Source organism: Okeania sp. SIO1H4 (assembly GCF_010672695.1).
In the GTDB taxonomy this organism is placed as follows: Bacteria; Cyanobacteriota; Cyanobacteriia; order Cyanobacteriales; family Microcoleaceae; genus Okeania; species Okeania hirsuta.
Map to the genome: position 1 here is coordinate 334,076 of NZ_JAAHGB010000007.1, position 25,188 is coordinate 359,263.

Consider the following 25,188-nt stretch of genomic DNA (forward strand, 5'->3'; position numbering starts at 1 on the left):
CTTATCCAATAGTAATAGTAATGGAATAGAAATATGATAACCGTTGTAAATACAGAAACTGTAAATACAAACACTGCCAGACCAGTTACACCATTGGGTATTTTAGTAGAGCAACTTGAAAAAACTGTCAAGATGGCAGAAACCGTAGAAATACCTGCCCAACTTGCTGAAGCTATTAAAGATGCTTACCAATTAGCAGAAGGTCTTGACCCCTACATTGAAAAAAATACTACCCAGGAGTCAGATGCGTTGGCAGCATTAGCAGAAAAGACTCGCCGGGAACCCTGGAATTTACGATTTTCTGATGGCGAAACAGTGCGCCAGTTAGAACAGGAAATGTTATCTGGGCATATTGAGGGTCAAATTCTCAAAATGTTCGTTCACATGACTGGGGCGAAACGTATCCTAGAAATTGGAATGTTTACCGGGTATTCTGCATTAGCAATGGCAGAAGCGCTACCAGAAGATGGACATGAAGTTGCTTGTGAAGTGGATCAATATGTAGCTGACTTTGCGAAAGCTTGTTTTGAAAAGTCTCCTGCTGGGAAGAAAATATCAGTCGAAGTTGCACCAGCTTTGGAAACTATGCAAAAATTGGCAGATGCCGGAGAAACTTTTGATTTAGTGTTTATTGATGCCGATAAAAAAGAGTATATAGAATATTTCAGAATTCTCTTAGATACAAGTTTATTAGCACCAAATGGATTTATTTGTGTTGATAATACTTTATTGCAAGGGCAACCTTATCTCCCACCAGAAAAGCGTGCTGCTAATGGAGAAGCGATCGCTAAATTTAACCGTTTTGTTGCAGAAGATACCAGAGTAGAACAAGTTTTGCTACCTTTACGAGATGGGGTAACTATTATTAAACGAAAGTAGTTATGGTTTGAGGATATTATTAACCCAATAAATAATTGGATATAACTCCTGAATATTCGGTAACATCATGTCAGCTGGTATCATTAGTGTAAACCCAAAGGTGAATATCTACAGGGAATTTAAGTTTTTTTCTTGCTCTTAAGTATTCTTGCCTGTTCCCTGTTCCCTACCCTTGCTATACAATACCGATGCTACCTGACATGATATAACATCATAGGTGTTACCGATATAAATAATTATAATCAAATGCTACTGACAATTTTTAAGAGTAAACTGCATCGACTCAAAGTAACTGAAGCACAACTATATTATGAGGGTTCAATTACCATTGATGAAGAACTACTAAAAACTGCCAGTATCTTAGCTTATGAAAAAGTACAAGTAGTTAATGTCAATAACGGTTCACGGCTAGAAACCTACACTATTCCAGGGGAATGGGGTAGTCGTATTGTCTGTCTCAACGGTCCAGCAGCCCGAATAAATGCTGTTGGGGACGAGATAATAGTCATCGCTTATGCTCAAATGACACCAGAAGAAGCACTTCTACATCGTCCTCAAGTTATTTTAGTGGATAAAAATAATAATCCTCTACAGAAAAGCTAATACTTAGACCTACCTCTACAGCTAAATTTTTATTCTCAAAAACTTAACACTTTTTTCCTGATTATAAATAATAACATGGCACTAATTTTATTTGTTCAAGGACGTGCTTATGCACTTTTCCAAAATCTCGGCACTCTAATTTTATTATTAATTGTTTTACCTTTCAATTTCCTGAAAGTAATACCATCGCTGCTATGGAATTTTATCAGTCAACCTTTTCAAAAAAAAGTAGTAGCTGAAAACCCAAAAAACATCCTAATTACGGGTGCAAAAATGACAAAATGTTTGCAACTTGCCCGTTCATTCCATGCCGCAGGGCACAAAGTTTTTCTGCTAGAAGCAAATAAATATTGGTTATCAGGAAATAGATTTTCTAATGCTGTTACAGGTTTCTACACATTACCCTTTCCCCAAAAAGATTGGGAAGGCTATTCTCAAGGATTATTAGAGATTATTAAAAAAGAAAAGATAGATGTATTTATTCCAGTTTCTAGTCCGGCAGGAAGCTACTATGAATCTTTAGCAAAACCACTTATATCGGAACATTGTGAAGTATTGCATTTTGACGCTGAAATTACGCAACTATTAGATAATAAATTTACATTTATTGAAAAAGCTAAAAGTTTTGGTTTATCTGTACCAAAATCATTTTTAATTACAAATCCTGAACAAGTTCTCAATTTTGACTTTGCTACTGATGGGAGTAAATATATTCTCAAAAGTATCCCTTACGATTCAGTGCGTCGTTTAGATATGACAAAACTGCCCATGAATTCAAAAGCAGAAATGGAGGAATTTGTCAATAGTTTGCCGATTAGCGAACAGAGACCCTGGATTATGCAAGAATTTGTGAAAGGCAAAGAATATTGTACCCATAGCACTGTCAGAAAGGGTAAAGTTAGACTCTATTGTTGTTGCGAATCATCAGAATTTCAAGTCAATTATCATCATGTAGATAGACCTCAAATCTATCAATGGGTAGAAAAATTTGTCAGAGAATTAAATATTACTGGGCAAATATCCTTTGACTTTATTCAAACAGAAGATGGTCGAGTTTATCCCATAGAATGTAATCCTAGAACTCACTCAGCTATTACAACATTTTACGACCATCCAGGAGTAGCAGATGCTTATTTGAAAGATAGTAAAGATGAAAATGAAGCCTCACTAATACCACTGCCAAATAGTAAACCTACTTATTGGACTTACCATGAATTATGGCGACTGACAGGAATTAGATCTTTGGGACAATTAAAAACTTGGATTAACAGAATTTTTCAAGGAACAGATGGTATTTTTCAAATAAATGACCCCTTACCATTTTTGATGGTACACCATTGGCAAATTCCTTTACTTTTGTTAGGTAATCTGCAAAAATTAAAGGGGTGGGTAAGAATTGATTTTAATATTGGGAAATTAGTAGAATTGGGCGGAGATTAACAAATTGGATTTCTGTAGAATGTAAGCTCAGAAACCGTAAGCGTTTAGCTCTCATTTTCTTTAATGAATGAATAAATGAAGCAAGCATTTGTTTAACTTCTACTACATTTTCAACAAGAGAATTGAAGTACAAGAAGGACTAGCTTGCTTTAAATGAAGCTGAGATCTGATAGCTGGCAGCTAAATGCTTACCAGAAATTAAGAAAGAAAAAACAGATTTCTACTAAGGTTAAATCATCAATTTTTATGGATCAACAAATTTGGATTGCGATAACATTTATTGCCTTTTTACTTTCATTTACAGTAGTAGGCATTTACTCCGCAACCCAAAAACAAAACACAACAAATGATTACCTACTTGCTAGTAGAAATGTTAATCCCTGGTTGACAGCTTTATCAGCAATGGCAACAGGTCAGAGTGGATATTTATTCATTGGAGTAATTGGCTTTACCTACAAAGTAGGAGTTGCTTCCATTTGGATACCTGTTGCTTGGGCAATAGGAGACTATATTGCTTGGTGGTTGATATTCAAAAAGTTGAGGTTAGTCTCTCAACAAACAAATTCAGATACAGTTTCCTCATTCCTCGGTCAAGAAAATCTAAGGTCAGGAAAAAATAACGGGCGCTTGATTACAATAATTTCAGCCTTAATTACTATTGCTTTTCTCGGTACTTATGCTTCAGCTCAACTGGTAGCAGCAAGCAAAGGACTAAATGCAATATTTGGCTGGAACTATCAATTAGGAGTTATCATTGGAGCTGTAATTGTCGTTATATACTGTTTTTCAGGAGGCATTCGTGCTTCTATATGGACTGATTCAGTGCAGGCAATTTTGATGATTGGCTCCTTATTAGTTCTGTGTATAGTCGGTTTGATTAACTGTGGTGGGTTTGGAGAACTTTGGACAAAACTCAATGCAATTGACCCCACCTTAACAAATTTGATTCCCGCTAATCTGCCTTGGGGATTTTTCCCTTACTTTTTGGGATGGATAGTGGCAGGATTTGGCGCTGTCGGTCAGCCTCATATATTAGTACGAGCAATGGCAATTGACTCCGCAGAGAATGTGGCTTTTGCTCGAAACATCAAATTTGTCTGCGGTCAAATAAACTCTGCCACAGCCTTCGGTGTTGGGTTAACTGCAAGAGCATTGTTGCCAGATTTAATCACATCAAGTGACCCAGAATTGGCATTACCTTATCTATCTATGGAACTTTTACCAGCAGTGATGGTGGGGTTAATGTTAGCAGGATTATTTTCAGCAGCAATTTCCACAGCAGACTCTCAGATTCTATCTTGTTCGGCTGCATTGAGTCAAGACTTGATTCCTAATACAGCTAATTCTTATAGAATGGCTAAAATTACCACGTTAGTTGTCACAGCTATTGTATTAGTAATAGCCCTAACAGGAGACAATAACGTATTCGCTTTAGTAATTTTCTCTTGGTCAATTTTAGCTTGTGGTTTAGGCCCGTTATTGGTATTGCGGGTTTGGCAAAAACCTATAAGTGTGCCAGTAGCGATCGCCATGATGATTATTGGTATTATTGTTTCCATAGCCTGGAATTTAGGACTTGGGTTATCTAGTGCTATTTATGAAGTACTTCCCGGTATGGCTACAGGCTTTATTGTTTATGGAATTGTTTATTTTTTGACCGACTCTAGAGAGTTGAGTAAATAAAAAAATTGTACTACTTTGTATCAGTTTGATCGAGACGGAAAAAGATGGATGCTCCAAATAAAGTATCACGATTACAATTATTCTTATCATTACCGATAGACTGTTTAGCTGCATTAATGGGTGGGACGATATGTCTATCTTTATCACCAATTTTCATCCGTTTGAGCGAATATGAAATCGGTCCCAATGCCGCAATATTTAATCGCTTGTGGATTGCGACTGTTGCCTTTGGGTTAGTGAGTCGATTTTTGGCTGTGCGCCACCGAGAACGAAAAAAGGAAACCCAAAAGGAAATCCAATCAGATCAACAAAAACCCCATCTACTTCACAGAGCCAAGCTACTGATGATAGCAGATGGGGTTATTCTCTCGATGGGTCTAACATTTTGGGCTTGGTCTTTGACTCAGACAAGCATTGCCAACGCTAGCATGATGCATAATCTGGTTCCCATATTTACTGTTTTAGGAGGGTGGCTAGCTTTAAGTCAAACCTTTGACCATCGATTTCTGCTAGGTATGTTTGTGGCGCTCGCTGGATCTGCATTATTAGAAATGAATGACCTTTTATCACTAAGAGTCAGCCAACAACTACTAGGAGATTTGGCAGCATTACTTTCAGCAGTATTTTTTGGCATACACCCACTGATAGTTGAGCAACTCCGAGCTCATATCAACCCAATCACGATTATGACTTGGTCTTCGGCAACTAGCTCTCTATTATTATTGCCTTTTGCTCTAATTGTTGAAGAGCAACTTTTTCCAAGTTCTTTCACTGGTTGGTTTTCAGTTATTGCTCAAGCCGTTGTTGCTCAAATGTTAGGTATAGGACTTTTGGCTTATTCTCTCAAAAGGTTATCTGCTGGACTTACTAGTCTAGTTGCGTTATTTATTCCTGTTCTCAGCGCTGTCGAAGGTTGGGCAATTTTCTCAGAAAATCTTAGCTTGTTGACTTCGGTAAGTTTCTTTGTAATTTTATTGGGAATGTATTTGGCTATCTCTAGTAGGTCTGCTATCAAACCGAAAGTTGAACCTTCTTATTGAAGGCAAAAGTTGAGAGCTTTGCTAGAATAAATGACATCTCATTATTAACCAGAGACGAAATACTCGGGGATTTAGAAGCTTTAATATCATCAGTATTTATAGAACGCATTTGGGATATTTGTCGGCGATTCAGTTTTTTGCCAGGAGTCAGGAGTCAGGAGTTGGAGGGAAGGTATAAGGGAAGTACATGGAATGTCAACTTCCCTAAATATTCATTGATTCAGCAACCCCTTAATTTTATTTTATGAACTTGATTGAAAATCTCCTTAGTGCAGGATGGTGGAAATAACTGACCAGTTACAAAATCCTAAAACAATTACAAATCAAAAATGATTGACTTTTAAGTTTTGACTTTTAACTTCCGTGTAGCGGCACTAGTTTAGCTTCATCTAAGATAAAATTACAGTTTTTTTTCAGATGAAGATAAAACATTGAAAACTAATGAAAAAGAACTACCTTCAAAGTAAAATAACAGAATATTAGGCTAAATAATTGGGGAAAAAAAATAGAAAAATGCAGTAATATTTAAGTGGAAGCTAGGGGATGTTATTGTCTGGCTGTAGTCCACAGTAGACTCAATACAAAATCACCTAGAAAAGTCCTACAGTTTTTGGTAATATATTTAATATTCGTGATATGAAACTAGTCAAAATTAATAAAAATTAATTTTTCTACTTTTTTTGTTTTGTTAAAATTTAGGACACAATTAACTAATTTAATAGAAACAAAACAACGCCATTATGACATTAGAAAAAATTTCTCAGACTCAACCTTCATCCTTAAAGACAATGCCAATGTTACGAGTATTGCACCTCGCAGGTTCCATTGTCTCTGACTTTTACTACAACTTATCAATAATCTACGCCAAAGAAGTAGTACAACCAGTGGGTGTCAGTAGCTACTATGCAGTCGTAAATCCTGACAGTCTTTGGCAGTTAGGAACATCCTTAGATTCCTTGTCAGAAAAGATGTCTCTCCAGGATATGATTCCTCGACTACCTCAGATTGATGTAGTAGTTCCCCATATGTTCTGCTTTCCTGGAATGACCAGTTTCAGGGCTTTATTTGAGGATATCATTGGTATCCCCGTGGTTGGGTCGCCATCCCATTGCACAGCATTAGCAACTAACAAAGCACAGACAAGGAGCATTGTTTCTGCATCTGATGTCCTGGTTGCCAAAGCACAACAACTACGCCGAGGAGATAAATTAACAATGGAGCCGCCCTTTGTAGTGAAACCTACCTCGGAAGACAATTCTTTGGGTGTGACATTGGTGTGGGATGAATCTCAAATAGAGGGAGCATTGAAAGTTGGGTTTAAACTAGACGAGACGTTGTTAGTGGAGGATTATATTCCTGGAAGGGAATTTCGTGTAGGTGTGGTTGAGTATGAAGGTAAGTTGTCCGTCTTGCCGATGATAGAGTACTTAGTCACGGAGGAACACCCTATTAGAACTGTACATGATAAGTTGGAGCTAAAATCAGACGGAACTCCTGGAAAACAACCTGAGAAACCAGAAGTGAAGCCAGTATGTCCAGCGAATGTCACACCAGAACTATTCAAGAAACTTGGCGATAGTGCTAAGAAGGCTCATATTGCATTGGGATGTCGTGATTACTCCTTGTATGACTTCCGAGTACACGCAGAAACCAATGAGCCATATCTGCTTGAAGCAGGATTATTTTGGTCTTTCGGCAAAATTAGCATGATTTCTCGGATGCTTCAAGCTGATGGGCAAAGTTTAGAAGATGTGGCTTTGCAACTGTGGAGTGCAGCAGCAGGGAGAACTCGCGTAGCTTGTGGTTCATTGTTTAAGTACAGCAAATCAGAGCAAGTAGCAAAGATTTAATGAAGTCAGAAGTCAGAAGTCAAAAGTCAGAAGTTAACCCACCCCTCGCCCCTCCCCCTCCCAGGAGGGGAAGTAGGGGATTTGAGCAAGCCTCCAAAAACATTTCGCCTTAAAAGGCAGGGTTGCGCGACCCATATTATTTTGATAATACCATTTCTCATTTTATTGAGCAGAGGAGTTAGGGAGTGGGGAGTAGGGGAGTGGGTAGGGACATTGCATGCAACGTCCCTACAGATAAGTAAACATTAGAGTCTCAAGGGGTGACAAGCACCTCAACGTATTTCCGTCTAGGGAAGCAATCTCAAGTCCTAGTTTTTCGTACCTCATGGGTAAGTCCTGTTCTAATTAGGACACTGGCTATTCAGCAGCCTTAATTTATCGTTATTATCATTCCCATTTGACTTAGCCTAGAAAAAAAAGATGAATGCTCAAGCAAAATTATTAAAGCTACAGTTTGTCTCATTTTTACCGATAGATTCCTTAGTTGCATTAACAGCTAGCATAATCTGTCTCTCTTTTTCACCCATTTTTATCCGTTTGAGCGAACTGGAAATAGGACCAAACGCTACAGCATTTAATCGTTTTTGGATAGCCGCTGTTGCCTTTTGGCTGCTAAATACTTTATTGACAGTACGCCATCGATACCGAAATAAAGAAACTCAACTCGAACAACAAAAGCACCATCTAGTTAATAGGGCAAAGCTACTAATAATAGATGGTGTTCTTATATCAGTAGGTCTAATGCTTTGGGCTTGGTCTTTAAATCAAACGAGTATTGCTAACTCTAGTATGATTCATAATCTGGTGCCAATATTTACCGTCTTAGGAGGATGGCTAGCTTTAGGTCAAACTTTCGACAATCGATTTTTGATTGGTATGGTAGTTGCGATTTTTGGAGCAACTTTACTAGAAGCAAAAGAACTGTTATCATTGAGGATGAGCCAAGAACTATTAGGAAGTTTAGCAGCTTTGCTCTCAGCAGTGTTTTTTGGAATACATCCACTTGTCATTCAGCGACTCCGTAGTAATTTAAGCCCTGTCACTATTATGACTTGGTCTACAACAACAAGTTTTCTATTTATGTTACCTGTTGTTCTAATTGCCAAAGAGCAACTTTTCCCAACTTCGATAAATGGGTGGTTTGCAGTAATTGCCCAAGCTCTCGTTAGTCAAATGCTTGCTATGGGACTTTGGGCTTATTGTCTCAAAAAGTTATCTGCCGGGTTTAGTAGCTTAGTGGCGTTGATTATTCCTGCTCTCAGTGCGGTGGAAGGTTGGGCTATTTTCTCAGAAAGCCTGAATTTTTTGACTGTTGTAAGTTTCTTTGTAATTTTATTTGGAATGTATTTGGCTATTTCTAGCACATCTGCTATCAAGCTGGAAAATGACTAAAGGCATTGCTGAATTAGTGTATGATATTAATTTTTTAGGAGTCAAGAGTCAGGACTCAGGAGGGAAGAAATAAGAAGAAAGTAGTAGAAGAGAAAGTTTTTTGTTAGCGCTCTTCTCCAGAACTGATATCATACCTCAAATCAGCAACGCCAATATTCGCTAAATTAAAGAGGAATCAAATTTTGTCTACTTTACGATCAATTTCTACTTCCTACATACAGCAAGCAAATTGGTTTCTGTATAAATTCAAAGCTACAGGTTTAACAGACAAAGTGTCTGTAGCATTTCAGATTAAATCACCTCTGGATATTCAAAGTGTAAAAGATACACTACAAGTATTAATTGAACGTCACTCTATTCTTCGCAGTATCTATTACGAACAAGATGGAAAAATAGTTCAAACAATTCAGGAAAATGTCGATATTAATTTTGAACAAATTTCTGCTTCATCTTGGAGCGACGAGGAATTAGAAGGGCATTTATCTGACTCGCTCAAACGTCCTTTTAACTTAGAAAATAGCGGGGTATTTCGTGCTTGTTTATTTAAACGTTCGGTAACAGAGAATATTTTGTTATTGACTGTTCATCAAATAGCTGGAGATTGGGAGTCTTTATTAATATTAGTAAATGAATTTGTTGCTCTCTATGAATCAAAAATTAATCATGAATCTCTAGATTTACCCATATTAAATAAGTCTTATGAAGATTATATTCAGAAAGAATTAGACTTGCTCAATAGTTCAGAAGGAAAACAATTGGGTGATTATTGGCAACAGAATTTGGCTGATGAATTACCAGTGTTAGAATTACCCACAAATTCTCCTCGTCCAACCATTAGAACTTATAATGGAAAATCAATAAGGCGTACCATAAATTTACAATTAAGTCAACAAATTCAACAACTGGCAAAAACAGAAACAGTCAAGGTCGAAGAAATACTATTAGCAGTATTTAAAGTCCTGCTTTACCGCTACACAGGAGAAGAAGATTTACTTGTAGGTTTATTACAAAACCGAGAAAATCAACCATTATTCCCTGGAGTTATTGGCAATTTTACTAATGTTACGGTGATCAGAGATTCTATTTCAGGGAATCTCAAGTTTACAGATTTTTTGACTCAAGTCAGTAAAAAAGTATTTGAAACAGAAAGCTACAAAGATTATCAATTTGCTCTACTTGTACAACAACTCAAATTATCTAATCTGAGTTATCCTCCTATCTGTCAAGCAGCCTTTGGTTATTACAAATTTGATAAGTTATTTAATGCCAAAGAATTAGAATTAGAATATTATCAACTCCCACAACAAAAGGTAGATTTTGAACTCAGTTTAGAAGCAATTCAGTTAGAGGAATATTTCTGGGTTGATTGGAAATACAATAGTGATGTATTAGCAGCGGAAACTGTGACTCAAATTGCTGAACATTTCCAGAATTTACTAATAGCAATTATAGAAAATCCTCAGACAGAAGTAGATAAGTTACCGATACTGAGTGAGAGGGAAAAACAGCAAATATTGGTGGAGTGGAACAATACAAAAACAGATTATCCTCAAGGCAAATGTATCCATGAATTATTTGAGAGTCAAGTAGAAAAAAACTCAGATGGAATAGCAGTAATTTTTGAAGATAAAAAACTGACTTATTCAGAGTTGAATGCCAAAGCAAATCAACTAGCTCAGTACTTACAAAAGTTGGGAGTAAAGCCAGAAACACACTTGGGAATATGTGTAGAACGTTCTTTGGAAATGGTCGTAGGTATATTAGGAATCCTGAAAGCAGGAGGAGCTTATGTACCGCTCGACTCAAGCTATCCCTCAGAACGTTTAGCTTATATGCTTGCTGATGCACAAGTATCAGTGTTGCTAACTCAGGAATCATTAGTGACATCATTGCCGGAGCATCAAGCACAGGTTGTTTGTTTGGATAAAGATTGGGAAGCGATCGCTCAATTGCCTACAGAAAATTTAGCAAAAGTGGCTAAACCCGAAAATCTAGGCTACATCATCTATACTTCCGGTTCCACAGGTAAACCTAAAGGAGTTGCCATGAGTCAACGCGCTTTGGTCAACCTAATTATGTGGCAGCAGCAGGAAGCAATTATTGGTGAAGGTGCAAAAACATTACAATTTGCTCCCATCAGTTTTGACGTATCTTTCCAAGAAATTTTTTCCACGTTATATTCAGGTGGTACTTTAGTTTTAGTTTCTCCAGAAGTCAGGCGCGATAGTTTTGCTTTGATGCAATTTATGGTTGATAACGAAGTAGATAAACTATTTGTACCCTTTGTCGCCTTGCAACAGTTAGCTACAGTTGCTGCTCAATGTCAAACTTTGCCACAACTGCGTGAAATTGTGACAGCAGGCGAACAATTACAGATTACTCCAGACCTAATTGAGTTGATGAAACGACTCCCCAACTGTAGGTTGCAAAATCAGTACGGACCGTCAGAAAGTCATGTGGTTTCTGCTTATACTTTACAAGGAACTGCGGTAAATTGGCCAGCACTTCCTCCCATTGGTCGTCCTATTGCTAACAATCAACTCTACATTCTTAGTCGCGATCTACAACCACTTCCCATGGGTGTTCCTGGGGAGCTATATATTGGTGGAGTTGGTGTAGCAAATGGTTATCTTAATCGTCCGGAGCTGACTGCGGAAAAATTTATCTCCAATCCGTTTAGCGATCGAGGAAAAAGCAGACTATACAAAACAGGAGATTTAGCTCGCTATCTTCCTGATGGTAATATCGAATTTATTGGTCGCATCGATAACCAAGTCAAAATTCGAGGTTTTCGGATCGAAATCGGAGAAATTGAAACGACTATCAGTCAACATCCCACTGTTAAAGAAACAGTAGTTTTGGCAAGGGAAGATAATCCTGGTAATAAACGTTTAGTAGCGTATATTGTGCCCGAAACTGAGGCAAATCAAGAAATTGTGTCGCAACTCAAACAATATCTAAAACAAAAGTTGGCAGAGTATATGGTGCCTTCAGCTTTTGTGGTTTTGTCACAACTACCGTTAACTCCGAATGGGAAAGTTAACCGTCGTGCTTTACCTGTACCAGATATTTCTAGTTTTAGTGAGAGTAATAATATTGTTGCACCACGAGATGATATTGAAGGGAAGTTAGCAGAAATTTGGTCAAATATTCTCAATATTAATCCGGTGGGAATTAAAAATAATTTCTTTGAGTTAGGAGGTCATTCTGTTTTAGCAGTTAACTTAATGGCAAAAATTCAGCAAAAGTTTGCCAAACAATTACCTTTATCTACTCTGTTTACTAATCCCACAATTGAAGATTTAGCAAGTTTAATCCGAGGAGAAAATCAAGTTATTTCTTCTTCTCTAGTTCCGCTGCAAACTCAGGGAAATAAGCAACCATTTTTCTGCGTACATCCGGCGGGAGGTCATGTATTTTATTACCAAGAATTGTCCCGTTATTTAGGTAATAATCAACCTTTTTATGGCTTACAAGCACAGGGGTTTAATGAAGGAGAAAAAATCTTCACAAATGTGGAAGATATGGCTGAGTTCTATATCAAAACTATTCAAGAATTTCAACCAGAAGGGCCTTATCAAATTGGTGGTTGGTCTTTTGGTGGAGTTGTTGCTTTTGAAATGGCACAGCAGTTACTTCAACAAGGGCAAAAAGTTAGTTTATTGGCTTTGTTAGATCCTTGGGTTCCTATTCTATTAGACCACAATAAAAAGATTGATAATTTGTACATGAGGGGTGTATTAAGTCGTTATTTTGGAGGAATGTTTGGTATAACTAATTTAGTTAGCGAGGATGAATTAATTGGGCTAAGTTCAGAGGAGCAAATAGAGTTTATTATTGATAAAGCGGAAAAATTAGAGTTATTTCCCCAGGAAGCGACTCGCGAACAAAATCGGCGGTTTATTGATGTAATTATTGGCACTTTGAAGGCAACTTATAGTTATAAACGTCGGCCTTATTCCGGTAAAGTAACAGTCTTTCGTGCGGAAGAAAAGCATCCTCATGGAATAGATCCGCAATTAGTTTGGGTAGAAATGTATGCTATTTTAGATGTAGTTGATATGGAGGTAGTTATGGTTCCTGGCAATCATTTTACATTTATCAAGGAACCAAACAATAAAGTATTAGCAGAACGTTTGAGTGAGCATTTAAAGTAGGTAAGTATTCAGCAGTTAGCTACCAGCTATCAGTTATAGCAATTCGCAATTATTTGGAGGCTTGCTCAAATCCCCGTTATACCAAATTGATAAATTTTTGCTACAAATAGCTAGGATATTTCTTAGGAGTCAGGAGTCGTATAGGAATGGCTTTAATACCATTTTTTTAGGGCATAAATTATCTTTTTTGTCAAAGGGACATCTCTTTTAAAATCTTTTAATCACGCTGATTATTCGTAACATTCTTTTTTCAAATTGGTATTACAAAAATAACTTCTGACTTCCCCTCCTGGGAGGGGTTAGGGGTGGGTTGACTTCTGACTTCTGACTTCGTTAACCCTGTTCCGTCTTTTGGAGGAGATGTCTAATGGAACAAATAAGTTTAAGTACCTTTTTGAGAGTATTTGCTTTTATCATATAGTTAGTAAAAAAATTGGAGCTTAATTATGTTAGGATCTGCCTCAGAATCTAAGAAGAAAATCTATCGAATTATTTACGGTTACTGGCAAAGTCAGTGTGTTTATGTAGCAACAAATTTAGGTATACCAGAATTGCTGCATAACGGACAACAAACCGTTGAAGCAATAGCAGAAAAAACAGGCACAAAAGTAGAAAAACTTTATGTTGTGCTGCGTGCTTTAGCTCATTTAGGTGTCTTTTTAGAAAAACCTGGACGGGTATTTGCTTCTACAGAATTATCGGAACTTCTGATTACTAATGGTTCCCCTTCTATCGGTGATTTTTTAATGCACATTACAGAGCCTAATATGTGGGATGGTTGGCGAGAATTAGAAAACAGTTTAAAGACTGGAGAAGTTCCTTTTGAATTAGCAAAAGGTAAGGATTTTTATACTTCCTATATGACAGAAAATCCCAAAAGTAAAAACCTGTTCAACAATGCCATGAGTTATTTAACTACTGAAGTTGTTGACCCGTTATTTGCAGTTTATGATTTTGGTCGTTTTCAGACAGTAATGGATGTGGGAGGAAATCAAGGTACATTAATTGCCAATATTGTGAAAAGATTCGGCTGTAAAGGTATTTTGTTTGACTTACCCCATGAAGTAGAAACTGCTCCTAATAATCTGGCAAAACATGGAGTTAATGATGCAGTAACAGTTATTGGTGGGAGTGCTTTGGAATCTTTACCAAAAGGTGCCGATGCAATTGTAATGAAATATTTTCTATCGGTATTTAGTCGCGAAGATTCTATCAAGGTACTGACTAACTGTCGAGAAGCTCTCTCAAAAGATGGTCGGGTTATACTTTTACAAACTTTAGTTCCTTCTGTGGGAGCGCCTGTAGAATATCCCGATGGCACAATACCAGCTTTAGCTGCAGTGCAAATGATGATTACTAATCCTGGAGGTTATTGGCGTACCGAACAAGAATACAAAGATTTGTTTGCAGCAAGTGGTTTCCAACTCGAACAAATCGTTCATACTGGCACAAGTGTGACAGTTATGGAGTTCAGTCCTCTTTAAATAATCGGCGCATCACATTACTGTAATGTGATGCGCTGTTTCCCACATTGATTTTCATATATAGCAAGGAACGAGTTGGTGTTTGACAGAGATGGATGATGAACCTGATATCAAATCCGGTTGAACACTTATTATATAGTTTTATATAGTTGGGGGAAGTAGGAGAGTAGGGGAGATAGGAAAGAAGTAAAGATAAGAATAATCGGCGTTGGTGAAGCGCGTGTATGATATTAATCTTAATTACTCAGGAGTCAACCCACCCCTAACTCCCTCCCAGGAGGGGGAGGACTGAGTCAGGAGGGAAGAAAGAAGAAGAAAGAGGAATAGAAGGAGAAAGTTTTTTGTTTAGCTGGTGCACAACCCACGTTAACGCTACTTGAGATGGAAAGCGTACATTCAGGACCGAAAACGCGGAGCGCGGAACGGAGTTCTATCGCACTCTGATATAGAATCCGGTTATACAGTATATGTTTATAATTCTATCCACACTTCAATCTCCCCATCTCCCCATCTCCCACAACTATATAATAAGTATTCAACCGGACATGATATTACAGGTCTAATCATTCAAGCCTAAATGTTGGCGTAGAGAATAGCGCATAATATCAACTGGTACAGACTTTTGTAACCATAATTCCAAAGCTGCAGCCCCTTGTTGAACCAACATTTCTAATCCATCAATAGCGATCGCTCCTCTAACCAGAGCTTGTTGAAGAAATTTAGTAGGGTTGGGAATATAGATTAAATCATAGACTATTGCTCCTGGTGATAATAGATCGAACACTTTCTCATCTATTGGAGACTGCTCAATATTAGGATACATTCCAATCGGAGTAGTATTAACTAGCAAATCTGCCTGTGAAACTAATCTTGACATTTCATCCCACTTATGTATCTTTAAACTTACTGGTAAAGGAGAATTAATCCAACTTTGCCTAAAAGCAGCTAACTTTTCTTGAGACCGACCAATAACATGAATTTCTGCACAACCCAATTGTGCACAACCAGCCACTACTGCGCGAGATGCACCACCATTACCTAAAATCAACGCTACTTTTTGATGCCAATCCCAATTATAAGTTTTTAGTGGAGAAAGAAACCCTTCCACATCTGTATTTGTTCCCTCCCATCCTTTGTCTATTTGATAAACAGTATTAACTGCCCCCACTGCTTGAGCAAGGTCTGAAACTTTTGACAAAAGTGGTAATATTGTTTGTTTGTGGGGAATAGTAATATTAAAACCCTGAATGCCAATAGCAGAAAACCCAGCAATAGCTGTTTTTAAATTTTCTGGTTTAATTGGAAAAGGCAGATAAACATAATCTATTAAGTTTTGTTGATTATTTATTGCTTTAATTGCAGCATTGTGCATTACTGGAGACAAAGAATGTTCAACGGGATAGCCAATGACTCCTAATAATTTTGTTTTACCTGTAATCATTATGATAAATATAAGTAAAAATTGCTATAGTCTATTTTATAAAAATTAAACAATAAAACCCACATTCCGCACGACAAAATGTAGTATGCGAAAGTAGTTAAACTTGAGTAAGTATTTATACTTGTTGTGATTAGTGCTATATATTATACCAATTTGAAAAAAGAATGTTACAAATAATAAGCAGTATTAAAATAATTTGTAGGAAATATCTATTGGAGGAAAAAGATAAATTACTACTTGGTATTATTTAGCAACCCCTAAATAAGAAAAAAAATACGCCTGAGTCATGCCAGACGTATTAGACGTATTAACAATATAAATAATTTTCCAAAGTAGCCTATTATTCTAAAGCACTAGCACCACCCACAACTTCCAGAATTTCTTGAGTAATAGCAGCTTGCCGAGCTTTATTGTAAGAAAGAGTTAATGTACCAACTAATTCACTAGCATTATCACTAGCATTACTCATTGCTGTCATCCGAGATGCTAATTCACTAGCAGATGATTCTTGCCACGCCCTCAATAACTGGTTAGTTAAAAATAATGGCAAGAGAGCTTCTAAAATTTGAGTTGGGTCTTGCTCAAAAATCATATCGCGGGGAAAGCTTTTAGTAGGTGCTGTTACTTTATCCCGTGATACTTCAAAGTGACCACCTTTAGTAGTTAAACGGAAGATTTCATCATCTTGAACTTCTAAACCTTGAGGATCGAGAGGTAAGAGAGTTTGAATAACTGGTTTAGAGCTAATTAGTGAAATAAATTTGGTATAAACCAACTCTATTCTATCTACTGATCCTGAGAGAAAATCAGCAAGTACTTCATCAGTAACTGCAGAAGCATCATCAGCTGTAGGAATTTTTTCAGGATTATCATAAGTGTTTAAAATTGGAGCTTCCCGACGTTGGAAATATTGAATTGCTTTACGTCCAATCAATAAATATTTATAATCAACTCCTTGCTCAGTGAGTTCACGAGCTCTAATTTCTGCACGTTTAATTATGCTGCTGTTATAGCTACCACATAAACCACGATTTCCAGAAATTACTAATAACCCAACTGTTTTAACTTCCCTTTGTTTTAGTAGGGGTAAATCTACACTTTCAAATTGTAAACGTTCGGCAAGTCCGTATAAAACTTGGGCAAGGCGGTCGGCAAAGGGCCGAGTATTAATCACTTGTTCCTGGGCACGACGTACTTTAGCAGCGGCCACTAGGCGCATTGCTTCTGTAATTTTTTTAGTGTTTTTGACCGAGTTGATGCGATCGCGAATAGCTTTTAAATTAGGCATGATTTTGTGTAGGAAGAAGTAAGAAGTAACAAGGAAGAAAGAAGAAGGGAAATTTTTAATTTATTCTCAACTAAGTCAACTAGATTAAACTTTCTCATATCTGTCTATCTAGTTACTCTCAACCCTTTTTTTTCAATAAATCTATAGAGATTCGCCTATAAATTAAGTGCGAATTAGTCTTAAAAGTTAGGTAGTATCAGGTAAACAACAAAGCTGACTGCTGATAACTGACTTTTAATTACTACATCTAACTAATAATTAGTGGCTAGTTGCTTTTGAGCATTAACAACTAACCACTAAATGTTAATACTTAAAAGTAACTAATTTAAGCAGATACCAAGAATGTTTGCTTATACTCAGTAATACCTTCTTTTAAGACAGTTTGAGCTTCATCAGTCAGTACCTTTTCAGTACCGATAATTTCACCGAACTTGGGCTTACTGTTGTTCAAGTAATCCAGTAAACCAGAAATAAATTTAGTCACCTTCTCAAGAGGGATATCATCCAAGTAACCATTAATACCAGAATAAATCACTGCTACTTGTTCGGGAAGAGAGCGAGGTGAGTTTTGAGATTGTTTCAAAATCTCCCGCAAGCGCTGACCTCTTGCCAGTTGGTTTTGGGTAGCTTTATCCAAGTCTGAGGCAAATTGAGAGAACGCTTCTAATTCAGCAAACTGTGCTAGCTCTAGCTTAATCTTACCAGCAACTTTTTTCATAGCCTTGGTCTGAGCAGCCGAACCTACCCTCGACACAGAAACACCTGCGTTTACTGCTGGGCGGAAACCTGCGTTGAATAGGTCACTGGAGAGGAAGATTTGACCATCCGTAATAGAGATAACGTTGGTAGGAATATAGGCCGAAACGTCACCAGCTTGAGTTTCAATAATTGGTAGAGCAGTCATACTGCCTCCACCTAAATCATCATTGAGTTTAGCAGCTCTTTCTAAGAGACGGGAGTGGAGATAGAATACATCTCCTGGATATGCTTCACGACCTGGTGGACGACGCAGTAGCAAAGATACCTGGCGATAAGCTTGAGCTTGCTTGGAAAGGTCATCATAGATTACCAGAGTTGCTTTGCCTTTATACATAAAGTATTCAGCAATAGTAGCACCAGTATAAGGAGCCAAGTATTGGAGAGTTGCAGGGTCACTGGCATTAGCAGCTACTACAACGGTGTAATCCATTGCACCTTTTTCTTCAAGGGTACTTACTACCTGAACTACAGTAGAAGCTTTTTGACCAATAGCCACATATACACAGATAACATCTTCACCTTTTTGATTAATGATAGTATCGATGGCGATCGCTGTTTTACCTGTTTGTCTGTCACCGATAATCAATTCCCTTTGACCTCTACCGATGGGAATCATCGAGTCTATAGCAGTGATACCTGTTTGCATAGGTTCACAAACAGAACGGCGTTCGATAATTCCTGGAGCAGGAGATTCAATCAGACGACTGTCATCGGTTTGAATATCTCCTTTACCATCAACAGCTCGACCGAGACCATCTACCACCCGGCCAACCATGGCCTCTCCTACTGGCACTTGAGCAATTCTACCTGTGGCAGTTACGGCAGATCCTTCTTGAATTTCCCGGCCTTCACCCATCAATACTGCCGCTACGTTATCTTCTTCTAAGTTTTGGGCAATACCTACTGTACCATCTGAGAACTCTACCAGTTCTCCTGCCATTACCTTGTCTAGGCCATAAATCCTGGCAATACCGTCACCCACTTGTAGAACAGTACCAACGTTAGATACTTTGACATCTTGGTCGTACTGTTCTATTTGGTCGCGAATAATTTGGCTAATTTCGTCAGGTCTGATTGATACCATTTTTCTTTTTTATTGTCCAGTCTTTATTACAAAAAATGAGTGAATTATGCTTTGAGGCTATTGCCAATTCGGCGTAGTTGTCCTTGCAGACTAGAGTCAATTATCTGAGAGCCTATTTTGATAATGACACCACCGAGTAAACTTGAATCGATTTTGGTTTCAATATCTACATCTCTTGCATCAGTCATTGATTTGACTCGTTCGCGGACTGTATTTTTTTGGTCTTCGTTTAATTCTACTGCGGAGGTCACTTCTGCTAGAACAGTTTGATTTAGTTCTCGCAATAGTGCTAGGTATTTTTTCCCTATCTCTTCTAGAAAAATAATCCGACCTCTATCAACTAGCAGCATTAAAAAATTACGCATATAGGGAGCGGCTTCATCACCCATCATGCGTTGCAGCACTGCTTTTTTGTCTTCTGGTTTAATAATTGGATTTCCCATAAATTGCTTCAATTCTGGGGATTCATCCATAATATTAATCAGGGAACGTATATCTTCCCCAAATCTCTCAGCAAGGTCTTTTGATTTAGCCAAGGACATTAGAGCTGCTGCGTAGGGTTCTACAATTTCACCAGCAATTACAGTCATGATTGACCTCCTAATAACCCCAGACTACGATCTATTAATTGTTGCTGGGCATTCTCATCTAAAGTTTCTTTGAGGCGAGATTCTACTTGTGCCAATGCTTTAGATGCTACAATTGAGCGCAGTTGGGCAATTGCTTTATCTCTTTCCGAGTCCATCTCTTGGCTAGCAGTAGCTTTCATCCGCTCAATATCTTGTTCTGCCTGTTGCTCAATTTTTTGCTTGACTTCCTGTGCTCTTGTTTCAGCAGTGGCTAGAATTGTTTCAGCCTCTACTTGAGCTTGGGTCAACTTTTGTTGTTGAGCTGCTAGAGCTGATGCTGCTTCTTGTTGACGTTTTTCTGCTTCTTTGATTGCTTGTTCAATAGTGGCGCGTCTTTCACTAAGAATTTTCCCAATAAAGCCTCGCCCAAAATAAATTAAAACTACAATCAAAATTCCTAAATTAATTAGGTTAGTGTCTAAAAGATCCAGGTTTAAACCGAAACCTTCTTCTGCGCTAGCTTCTGTGGCTAGCCATAAAACATTTACCATGATATCCTGTGATAGTTAGCCTTAAATTATCTTGTTGGATGCTGAGTTTTACGATCTATCGCCTCAACTTTTCCACCTGGAATTTTCTTTGGCTATCTGACCAATTCTGGTCCTAATAGTTTTTCTAGAATTTGGTGGCTCAAAGAGTCTACCTGTTCTTCTAACTGTTGCAAAGCTGCTTGCTTTTGCTCTTCTATTTCTTGAGCTGCTTGTTCTCTTTTGGCTTGTGCTTCCTGTTGAGCTTTAGCCACTTTTTCGGCTACTATTTTCTGAGCTTCTGCTTGAGCTTCAGTAATAATTGCTTGAGATTTTTTACGAGTTTCTGCTAGGTCTTGCTCGTATTGTTCAGCTAATTTTTTTGTTTTTGCCAAACCCTCTTGTGCTTTGATTTGATTGTCGCGGATATAATCTGCACGAGAATCTATAGCTTTACCCAGTGGTTTGTAAAAAATTTTATCCAAGACAAAAGCCAGAATCAGAAACTGAATTGCCATTAAGGGTAGAGTTGCATTAATGTCAAACAAACCACCCTTTTCTGCTACTTCTTCAACGGCTAGTAATATTGTCCAATTTATCATTTTCTCTAATCTTTAGGTGGTTCCCATAGTTTAAGTAGGATTTAACTAGCTATCAGCTATTAGCGCTTCAGCTATCAGCCTAAAAATTTGCGCAATTAGGTATTTGTTTGCGGAGCATTCCGGAACGGAAAAGCTTGGATAAAACATCCCCAACTTCTATAAAGTCGCTTAATTTTAGGAGAGGCTTAAATTCCCTTCTAAAAAGCTGACTGCTGAACTGCTGTTTGCGTTTGCGTAGCATCCCGTAGGGAAGAATTCCGTCAGGAAATGCTTGTTAAAGATTTTAGATTTTCGATCTCCAAAATCAAAAATCTAAAATCCCTATTTTCTATAATGAGGGTTGTTTATGCAAAGGGGTTGGCAAATAGCAACACTAGTGATACCACCAAACCGTAAATTGTTAAAGCTTCCATAAATGCCAAACTCAACAATAATGTGCCTCGAATTTTTCCTTCTGCTTCTGGTTGACGGGCAATACCTTCTACAGCTTGACCTGCTGCATTTCCTTGACCAATTCCAGGACCAATCGCACCTAAACCTACAGCTAAGGCAGCAGCAACGACGGAAGCAGCAGCAATCAATGGATCCATAATAATTTTCTTTCCTTTTTTAACCTAAAGTACAAACTTGACGATTAACTAGAACTATATTGATTACACTGTTGCGTAATCAACTACATACACAATTGTCACTTTTTTCGATGAACTGATGTGATGATTGAAGTGAAATATGAAACTCAATAAGTTCAAGTTTCATGCTTTTATCTCACATCACTCGTCAACTCTGAAGTTTACTTGTTTTGTTGTTTTGGGGGACTTATTGCTCTACCATTTCCAGTTTCCGTGAATCTGGCGATAATTCATCCCATTCACTGCTTAGAATACCAGACTTTGAGTTACTTTTAAGCAAATTTTTTTTCTACTACCCACCTAATTCTTAATCGTGATGTTCTGCGCCATGTTCTTCTAACGCTTCTCCGATGTAGTTAGCAGCTAGGGTTGCAAAAATCAATGCTTGAATAGCACTTAAAAATAGACCCAAAACCATTAGTGGTAAAGGAATAAATAGAGGTACTAGCAGAACTAGCACTCCCACAACCAATTCATCAGCAAGAATATTACCAAATAAACGGAAGCTTAGGGACAAAGGCTTGGTAAAATCTTCTATGATCTTAAAGGGGACCATAAATGGTACTGGTTCAGCATAGCCCGCAAAATATCCTAAGCCTTTTTTGCTGATACCTGCATAAAAATATGCTATGGAAGTCAGTAGTGCCAATGCTACTGTTGTATTAATGTCACTTGTGGGGGCAGCTAGTTCTCCCGAAGGTAGTTCTATTACTTTCCATGGTACTAGCGCTCCTGACCAATTTGACACAAATATAAATAGGAACAAAGTACCAACAAATGGCACCCAAGGGCGATAATCTTTTTCACCAATTTGGTCTTTTGTTAGGCTGCGTATAAATTCTAGGATGTACTCCATGAAATTTTGCATCCCACTAGGAATTCGCTGCACATTGAGTGTTGCTGTTAAAGCAGCCAAAACTATCAGGGCAATTACAAACCAAGATGTAAGTAAAATTTGCCCATGTATTTTGAGGCTGCCTAGCTCCCAGTAAAAATGCTGGCCAACTTCTAGTTCGGCCAGGGGTAAATAGTTAATAGTATGCAAAATATCTAGCATTTTGATTCTCAGGCTTCCCGATTTATATCAAGTGGATTTTTCAAGAATTAGAATTTGCTTCAATTGTTATGAGTTTGGCATCAAGGATGTTCGCACTACATATATTATTAGTGCTGCTTTGTAAGTCAGAAACCCAAGGAAAATCGGCAAAATTTTGAGCTGATTCAACTGAGTTGCTAATATCATCAGCCCGACAAATATTGCTAACCTTGTTTTACCTACACTTCTTTTATCCCCGCCAATACTCTCAACTTCTTTAGCTAACATCCTTAAGTAAACCACACTTGTCGTTGCTCCTATCAAATAATTAAGAGCAATGTTTAGGGAGTAAAAAACCCAGACAAAGACAAATATTATACCTGTAATTGTCAAGGTGATTACATATAGTTCCTGCTGCAGTTTGTAATACTCTTGCATTGAAGTATTTGGTTCTGCGCCTGCAGTGCCAACTTCTGGAGTATCACTATCGTCAACAGTTATGGTTTCTGGTGATGTATCAGATGTATTCACAAAAATTTAGATACTAATCACAAGTGGTAGGCTTTTTTTATATGCCAATAGTCATCATACCATGTTGGAGCAAGCATACCCAGAAGTCAAAAGTTAAAATTTATAGGCCAGAAGTCGGAGGAGTCAGGAGTCAGGAGTCAGGAGTCAGGAGGAAAAAAGAAGGAAGAGAAGAAGAAAGTTTTTTATCACTAATTATCCGGACATGATATAATTTTATGTATCTTTGAATACCCACAATAAAAAATTGAGGGAATAGGGAACAGGGAACAGAGAGAAATTGATCGGGGAAAAGATTTTGATTATGGCTAATTAATAAGACTTGATAGAACCTAAATTCCGCACTTCAAAACGTAGTACAAAGGCAGAGGGCAGAGGGCAGAGGGCAGAAGGCAGAAGGGAATATTGGTTCAAAGATATAAGGTTTTTTATAACTGATTCATGGTAAAAATAGCCCCAAGTAGCTCACAACCCTCACTATTTTGCAACACAGCCCGTAAGAATGCCTTGAAGTAGGGCTTGCTAATTAGGGTTTGCTGATTAATCCTAAAAGTATTGAAATATAAAGGTTTTAGGGTTTTAGAGTTGAAAAAAGTACCAACTTTTTGGTGGAAAAAGCTCATGCATGCTAGTATTTTGGGATGATTATGGCAGAAAAATTGAGAGGCAATTCTTAACTCCTACCTCCTCACTCATTCCCATAACTCCTGTCTCCTGTCTCCTGTATCCTGTCTCCTACCCCAGCAAAAAGACTTTCCATACGCAAACCCTAATTAAATATCAAAGCATTGAAATATAAAGATTTTAGCCTTTTTGAGGTCAAAAAAAGTGCGCCTATTTCAGTCTAAAACGCTCAAAAAGTTAGTATTTTAGGCTCATAGTTGGGCAGAAAAATCAAGGGACAATTGCTTACTCCTATCTCCTCGCTCATTCCCCGTTCCTCCTGTCTTCCCCTCCTGGGAGGGGGAGGGGCGAGGGGTGGGTTGTCTCCTACCCCTACTAAAAGACTTTTTCAACAAACCCGAAGCATTTCTATCAAATTCATTAGAAATTCTTGCATTGTTTCTGTCTTGAAGCAATCTGTGTTGTAATCCAGATCAAAATGAAGGCTATCGAGTTCAGGGATGACATTAAGGCCCATTGCATATCGTGCGGAGGTTACTGGCTGAGAAATAATCTGAGTTTGCAGATCGACTAAATCAAGGGTCATCGGGATGTCAAGGTTAAAAGTAACTTGCATGAGGTTTTGCTGTTGTGCCTGGGGACATTGGCCTAAGATTCGGGCTAAGGGCACATTTTGATGCTTGAATGCTTTGCTAATGGCAGCTTTAGTTCGTTCTACTTGCTTGTGCCAGGTTAAGTTCTCATCAGTTTTCAGGTAGATGGGAATGAAATGTGAACAGTAGCCCACTAAATGTTCGGCCAGATGTGTTGGACGGCCACTCACAGAAATTCCAATCGTGATGGTATTTTGCTGGCAAAACTGGGTCATCTGGTAAGCATAAGCTCCCAATAGTGTGTGAAATAGGGTGGCATTCCAGGCCATCGAACGTTGTTTAAGAGCAAATGTTAAGTCCGATGGTATCTGTATACTAATGCGATCGCCGTTGTAGGTTCGTTGTTTTGGAGCAGAGTAGTCCAGAGGTAAACGTAAGGGGGATACCGCCCTGAGATTTTCGCTCCAAAATAGTTCGGACTTCTTGAAGATATCGCTTTGGGTATCTTGGTTATACCATTGCAAATAGTCTGTGAATTGTTGAATTGGGGGAATATCTAGACAACCGGAATAAATCTTACTAATTTCCTCCAAAATCACAACCAGAGACCATCCATCGGAAACTAAATGATGAATACAGATATTGAATGCGTATCTCTCTGGAGAAAGTTTGACAATTGTTGTCCGAATTAGAGGTCCTTGATAAAGATCGAATGGCTGTTGGCTTTCTGCTAAGAGCCACTCATTTAGGGCTTCATCTGGAGCATCTTCAGATGAATAATCTAGCAAAGGAATTTCAACATTCAGGAGTGGCCTAACAATTTGAGCAAATCCATCGGCAGCAATGGATGTTCTCAGAGCATCATGCCGATGGATGACAGTGTGAATCGCATTCCGTAACCGATCGATGGCCAGTTTTCCTGTCAGCTCAAACGTAATCGATTCATTATAGGCAGTCGAACCATGTTTATCCTGGGAAAT

The 25,188-nt window shown here is 38.0% G+C and carries 22 protein-coding genes; 11 read left to right on the forward strand and 11 right to left on the reverse strand.

Annotated elements, in window-relative coordinates; translation table 11 throughout:
• Window positions 1–33: 33 nt before the first annotated feature.
• The 10 genes from F6K06_RS08865 to F6K06_RS08910 all read left to right on the forward strand — a co-directional run bounded on the left by F6K06_RS08865 (window position 34) and on the right by F6K06_RS08910 (window position 14,528).
• Complete coding sequence (locus F6K06_RS08865) at window positions 34–879, forward strand: O-methyltransferase (RefSeq protein WP_124143151.1); 846 nt, start codon at window positions 34–36, stop codon at window positions 877–879.
• Window positions 880–1,125: 246 nt separating this feature from the next.
• Complete coding sequence (panD, locus tag F6K06_RS08870) at window positions 1,126–1,482, forward strand: aspartate 1-decarboxylase (protein ID WP_124143152.1); 357 nt, start codon at window positions 1,126–1,128, stop codon at window positions 1,480–1,482.
• A gap of 75 nt (window positions 1,483–1,557) precedes the next feature.
• Window positions 1,558–2,922: an ATP-grasp domain-containing protein gene (locus F6K06_RS08875; protein ID WP_124143153.1), complete on the forward strand. Its 1,365-nt coding sequence runs from the start codon at window positions 1,558–1,560 to the stop codon at window positions 2,920–2,922.
• Between the two features lie 153 nt (window positions 2,923–3,075).
• Window positions 3,076–4,605, forward strand: a complete 1,530-nt coding sequence (locus tag F6K06_RS08880; RefSeq protein WP_240038763.1) for a sodium/proline symporter — start codon at window positions 3,076–3,078, stop codon at window positions 4,603–4,605.
• 44 nt (window positions 4,606–4,649) lie between these two features.
• Window positions 4,650–5,645, forward strand: coding sequence for a DMT family transporter (locus tag F6K06_RS08885; RefSeq protein ID WP_124143154.1), 996 nt, complete (start codon window positions 4,650–4,652; stop codon window positions 5,643–5,645).
• Window positions 5,642–5,893, forward strand: a complete 252-nt coding sequence (locus tag F6K06_RS08890) for a hypothetical protein (protein WP_124154323.1) — start codon at window positions 5,642–5,644, stop codon at window positions 5,891–5,893. Before F6K06_RS08885 ends, F6K06_RS08890 begins: the two co-directional genes overlap by 4 nt.
• A gap of 492 nt (window positions 5,894–6,385) precedes the next feature.
• A complete protein-coding gene (locus F6K06_RS08895; protein ID WP_287241321.1) occupies window positions 6,386–7,495 on the forward strand; it encodes a D-alanine--D-alanine ligase in 1,110 nt (369 codons plus the stop codon).
• A 420-nt stretch (window positions 7,496–7,915) separates the two neighbouring features.
• Window positions 7,916–8,887, forward strand: a complete 972-nt coding sequence (locus tag F6K06_RS08900) for a DMT family transporter (protein ID WP_124143155.1) — start codon at window positions 7,916–7,918, stop codon at window positions 8,885–8,887.
• Window positions 8,888–9,069: 182 nt separating this feature from the next.
• On the forward strand, window positions 9,070–13,044 hold the full coding sequence (locus F6K06_RS08905; RefSeq protein ID WP_240038764.1) for a non-ribosomal peptide synthetase: 3,975 nt from the start codon (window positions 9,070–9,072) through the stop codon (window positions 13,042–13,044).
• A 446-nt stretch (window positions 13,045–13,490) separates the two neighbouring features.
• Window positions 13,491–14,528, forward strand: a complete 1,038-nt coding sequence (locus tag F6K06_RS08910) for a methyltransferase (RefSeq protein WP_124143157.1) — start codon at window positions 13,491–13,493, stop codon at window positions 14,526–14,528.
• A 559-nt stretch (window positions 14,529–15,087) separates the two neighbouring features.
• On the opposite strand, the gene F6K06_RS08915 is transcribed toward F6K06_RS08910, so the two are convergent.
• The 9 genes from F6K06_RS08915 to F6K06_RS08955 form a co-directional block, all read right to left on the reverse strand.
• Entirely contained in the window at window positions 15,088–15,969 is an 882-nt protein-coding gene (locus F6K06_RS08915; protein WP_124143158.1) for a shikimate dehydrogenase, read from the reverse strand.
• 340 nt (window positions 15,970–16,309) lie between these two features.
• Entirely contained in the window at window positions 16,310–17,257 is a 948-nt protein-coding gene (locus F6K06_RS08920; RefSeq protein ID WP_124143159.1) for a F0F1 ATP synthase subunit gamma, read from the reverse strand.
• Between the two features lie 325 nt (window positions 17,258–17,582).
• On the reverse strand, window positions 17,583–19,100 hold the full coding sequence (gene atpA / locus F6K06_RS08925; RefSeq protein ID WP_287241325.1) for a F0F1 ATP synthase subunit alpha: 1,518 nt from the start codon (window positions 19,098–19,100) through the stop codon (window positions 17,583–17,585).
• A 44-nt stretch (window positions 19,101–19,144) separates the two neighbouring features.
• On the reverse strand, window positions 19,145–19,690 hold the full coding sequence (atpH, locus tag F6K06_RS08930) for an ATP synthase F1 subunit delta (protein ID WP_287241326.1): 546 nt from the start codon (window positions 19,688–19,690) through the stop codon (window positions 19,145–19,147).
• A complete protein-coding gene (locus F6K06_RS08935; RefSeq protein WP_124143162.1) occupies window positions 19,687–20,220 on the reverse strand; it encodes a F0F1 ATP synthase subunit B in 534 nt (177 codons plus the stop codon). The genes atpH and F6K06_RS08935 overlap by 4 nt, the downstream gene beginning before the upstream one ends.
• A gap of 92 nt (window positions 20,221–20,312) precedes the next feature.
• Window positions 20,313–20,798, reverse strand: a complete 486-nt coding sequence (locus tag F6K06_RS08940) for a F0F1 ATP synthase subunit B' (protein WP_124143163.1) — start codon at window positions 20,796–20,798, stop codon at window positions 20,313–20,315.
• Between the two features lie 344 nt (window positions 20,799–21,142).
• Window positions 21,143–21,388: an ATP synthase F0 subunit C gene (gene atpE / locus F6K06_RS08945; protein WP_011611801.1), complete on the reverse strand. Its 246-nt coding sequence runs from the start codon at window positions 21,386–21,388 to the stop codon at window positions 21,143–21,145.
• A gap of 346 nt (window positions 21,389–21,734) precedes the next feature.
• Window positions 21,735–22,484 carry a F0F1 ATP synthase subunit A gene (atpB, locus tag F6K06_RS08950; RefSeq protein ID WP_124143164.1) on the reverse strand — a complete coding sequence of 250 codons (750 nt, stop codon included), beginning with the start codon at window positions 22,482–22,484 and terminating at the stop codon, window positions 21,735–21,737.
• A 66-nt stretch (window positions 22,485–22,550) separates the two neighbouring features.
• Window positions 22,551–22,994 carry an ATP synthase subunit I gene (locus tag F6K06_RS08955; protein ID WP_124143165.1) on the reverse strand — a complete coding sequence of 148 codons (444 nt, stop codon included), beginning with the start codon at window positions 22,992–22,994 and terminating at the stop codon, window positions 22,551–22,553.
• 41 nt (window positions 22,995–23,035) lie between these two features.
• Here F6K06_RS08955 and F6K06_RS08960 point away from each other — a divergent pair, with 41 nt between their 5' ends.
• Window positions 23,036–23,200: a hypothetical protein gene (locus tag F6K06_RS08960; protein ID WP_161564933.1), complete on the forward strand. Its 165-nt coding sequence runs from the start codon at window positions 23,036–23,038 to the stop codon at window positions 23,198–23,200.
• 666 nt (window positions 23,201–23,866) lie between these two features.
• Here F6K06_RS08960 and F6K06_RS08965 read toward each other — a convergent pair.
• Together F6K06_RS08965 and F6K06_RS08970 are read right to left on the reverse strand one after the other, a co-directional pair.
• Window positions 23,867–24,010 (reverse strand): hypothetical protein, encoded by a 144-nt coding sequence (locus tag F6K06_RS08965; protein ID WP_287241331.1) that lies wholly within the window; start codon window positions 24,008–24,010, stop codon window positions 23,867–23,869.
• Complete coding sequence (locus F6K06_RS08970) at window positions 24,004–25,188, reverse strand: condensation domain-containing protein (protein ID WP_124143167.1); 1,185 nt, start codon at window positions 25,186–25,188, stop codon at window positions 24,004–24,006. The genes F6K06_RS08965 and F6K06_RS08970 overlap by 7 nt, the downstream gene beginning before the upstream one ends.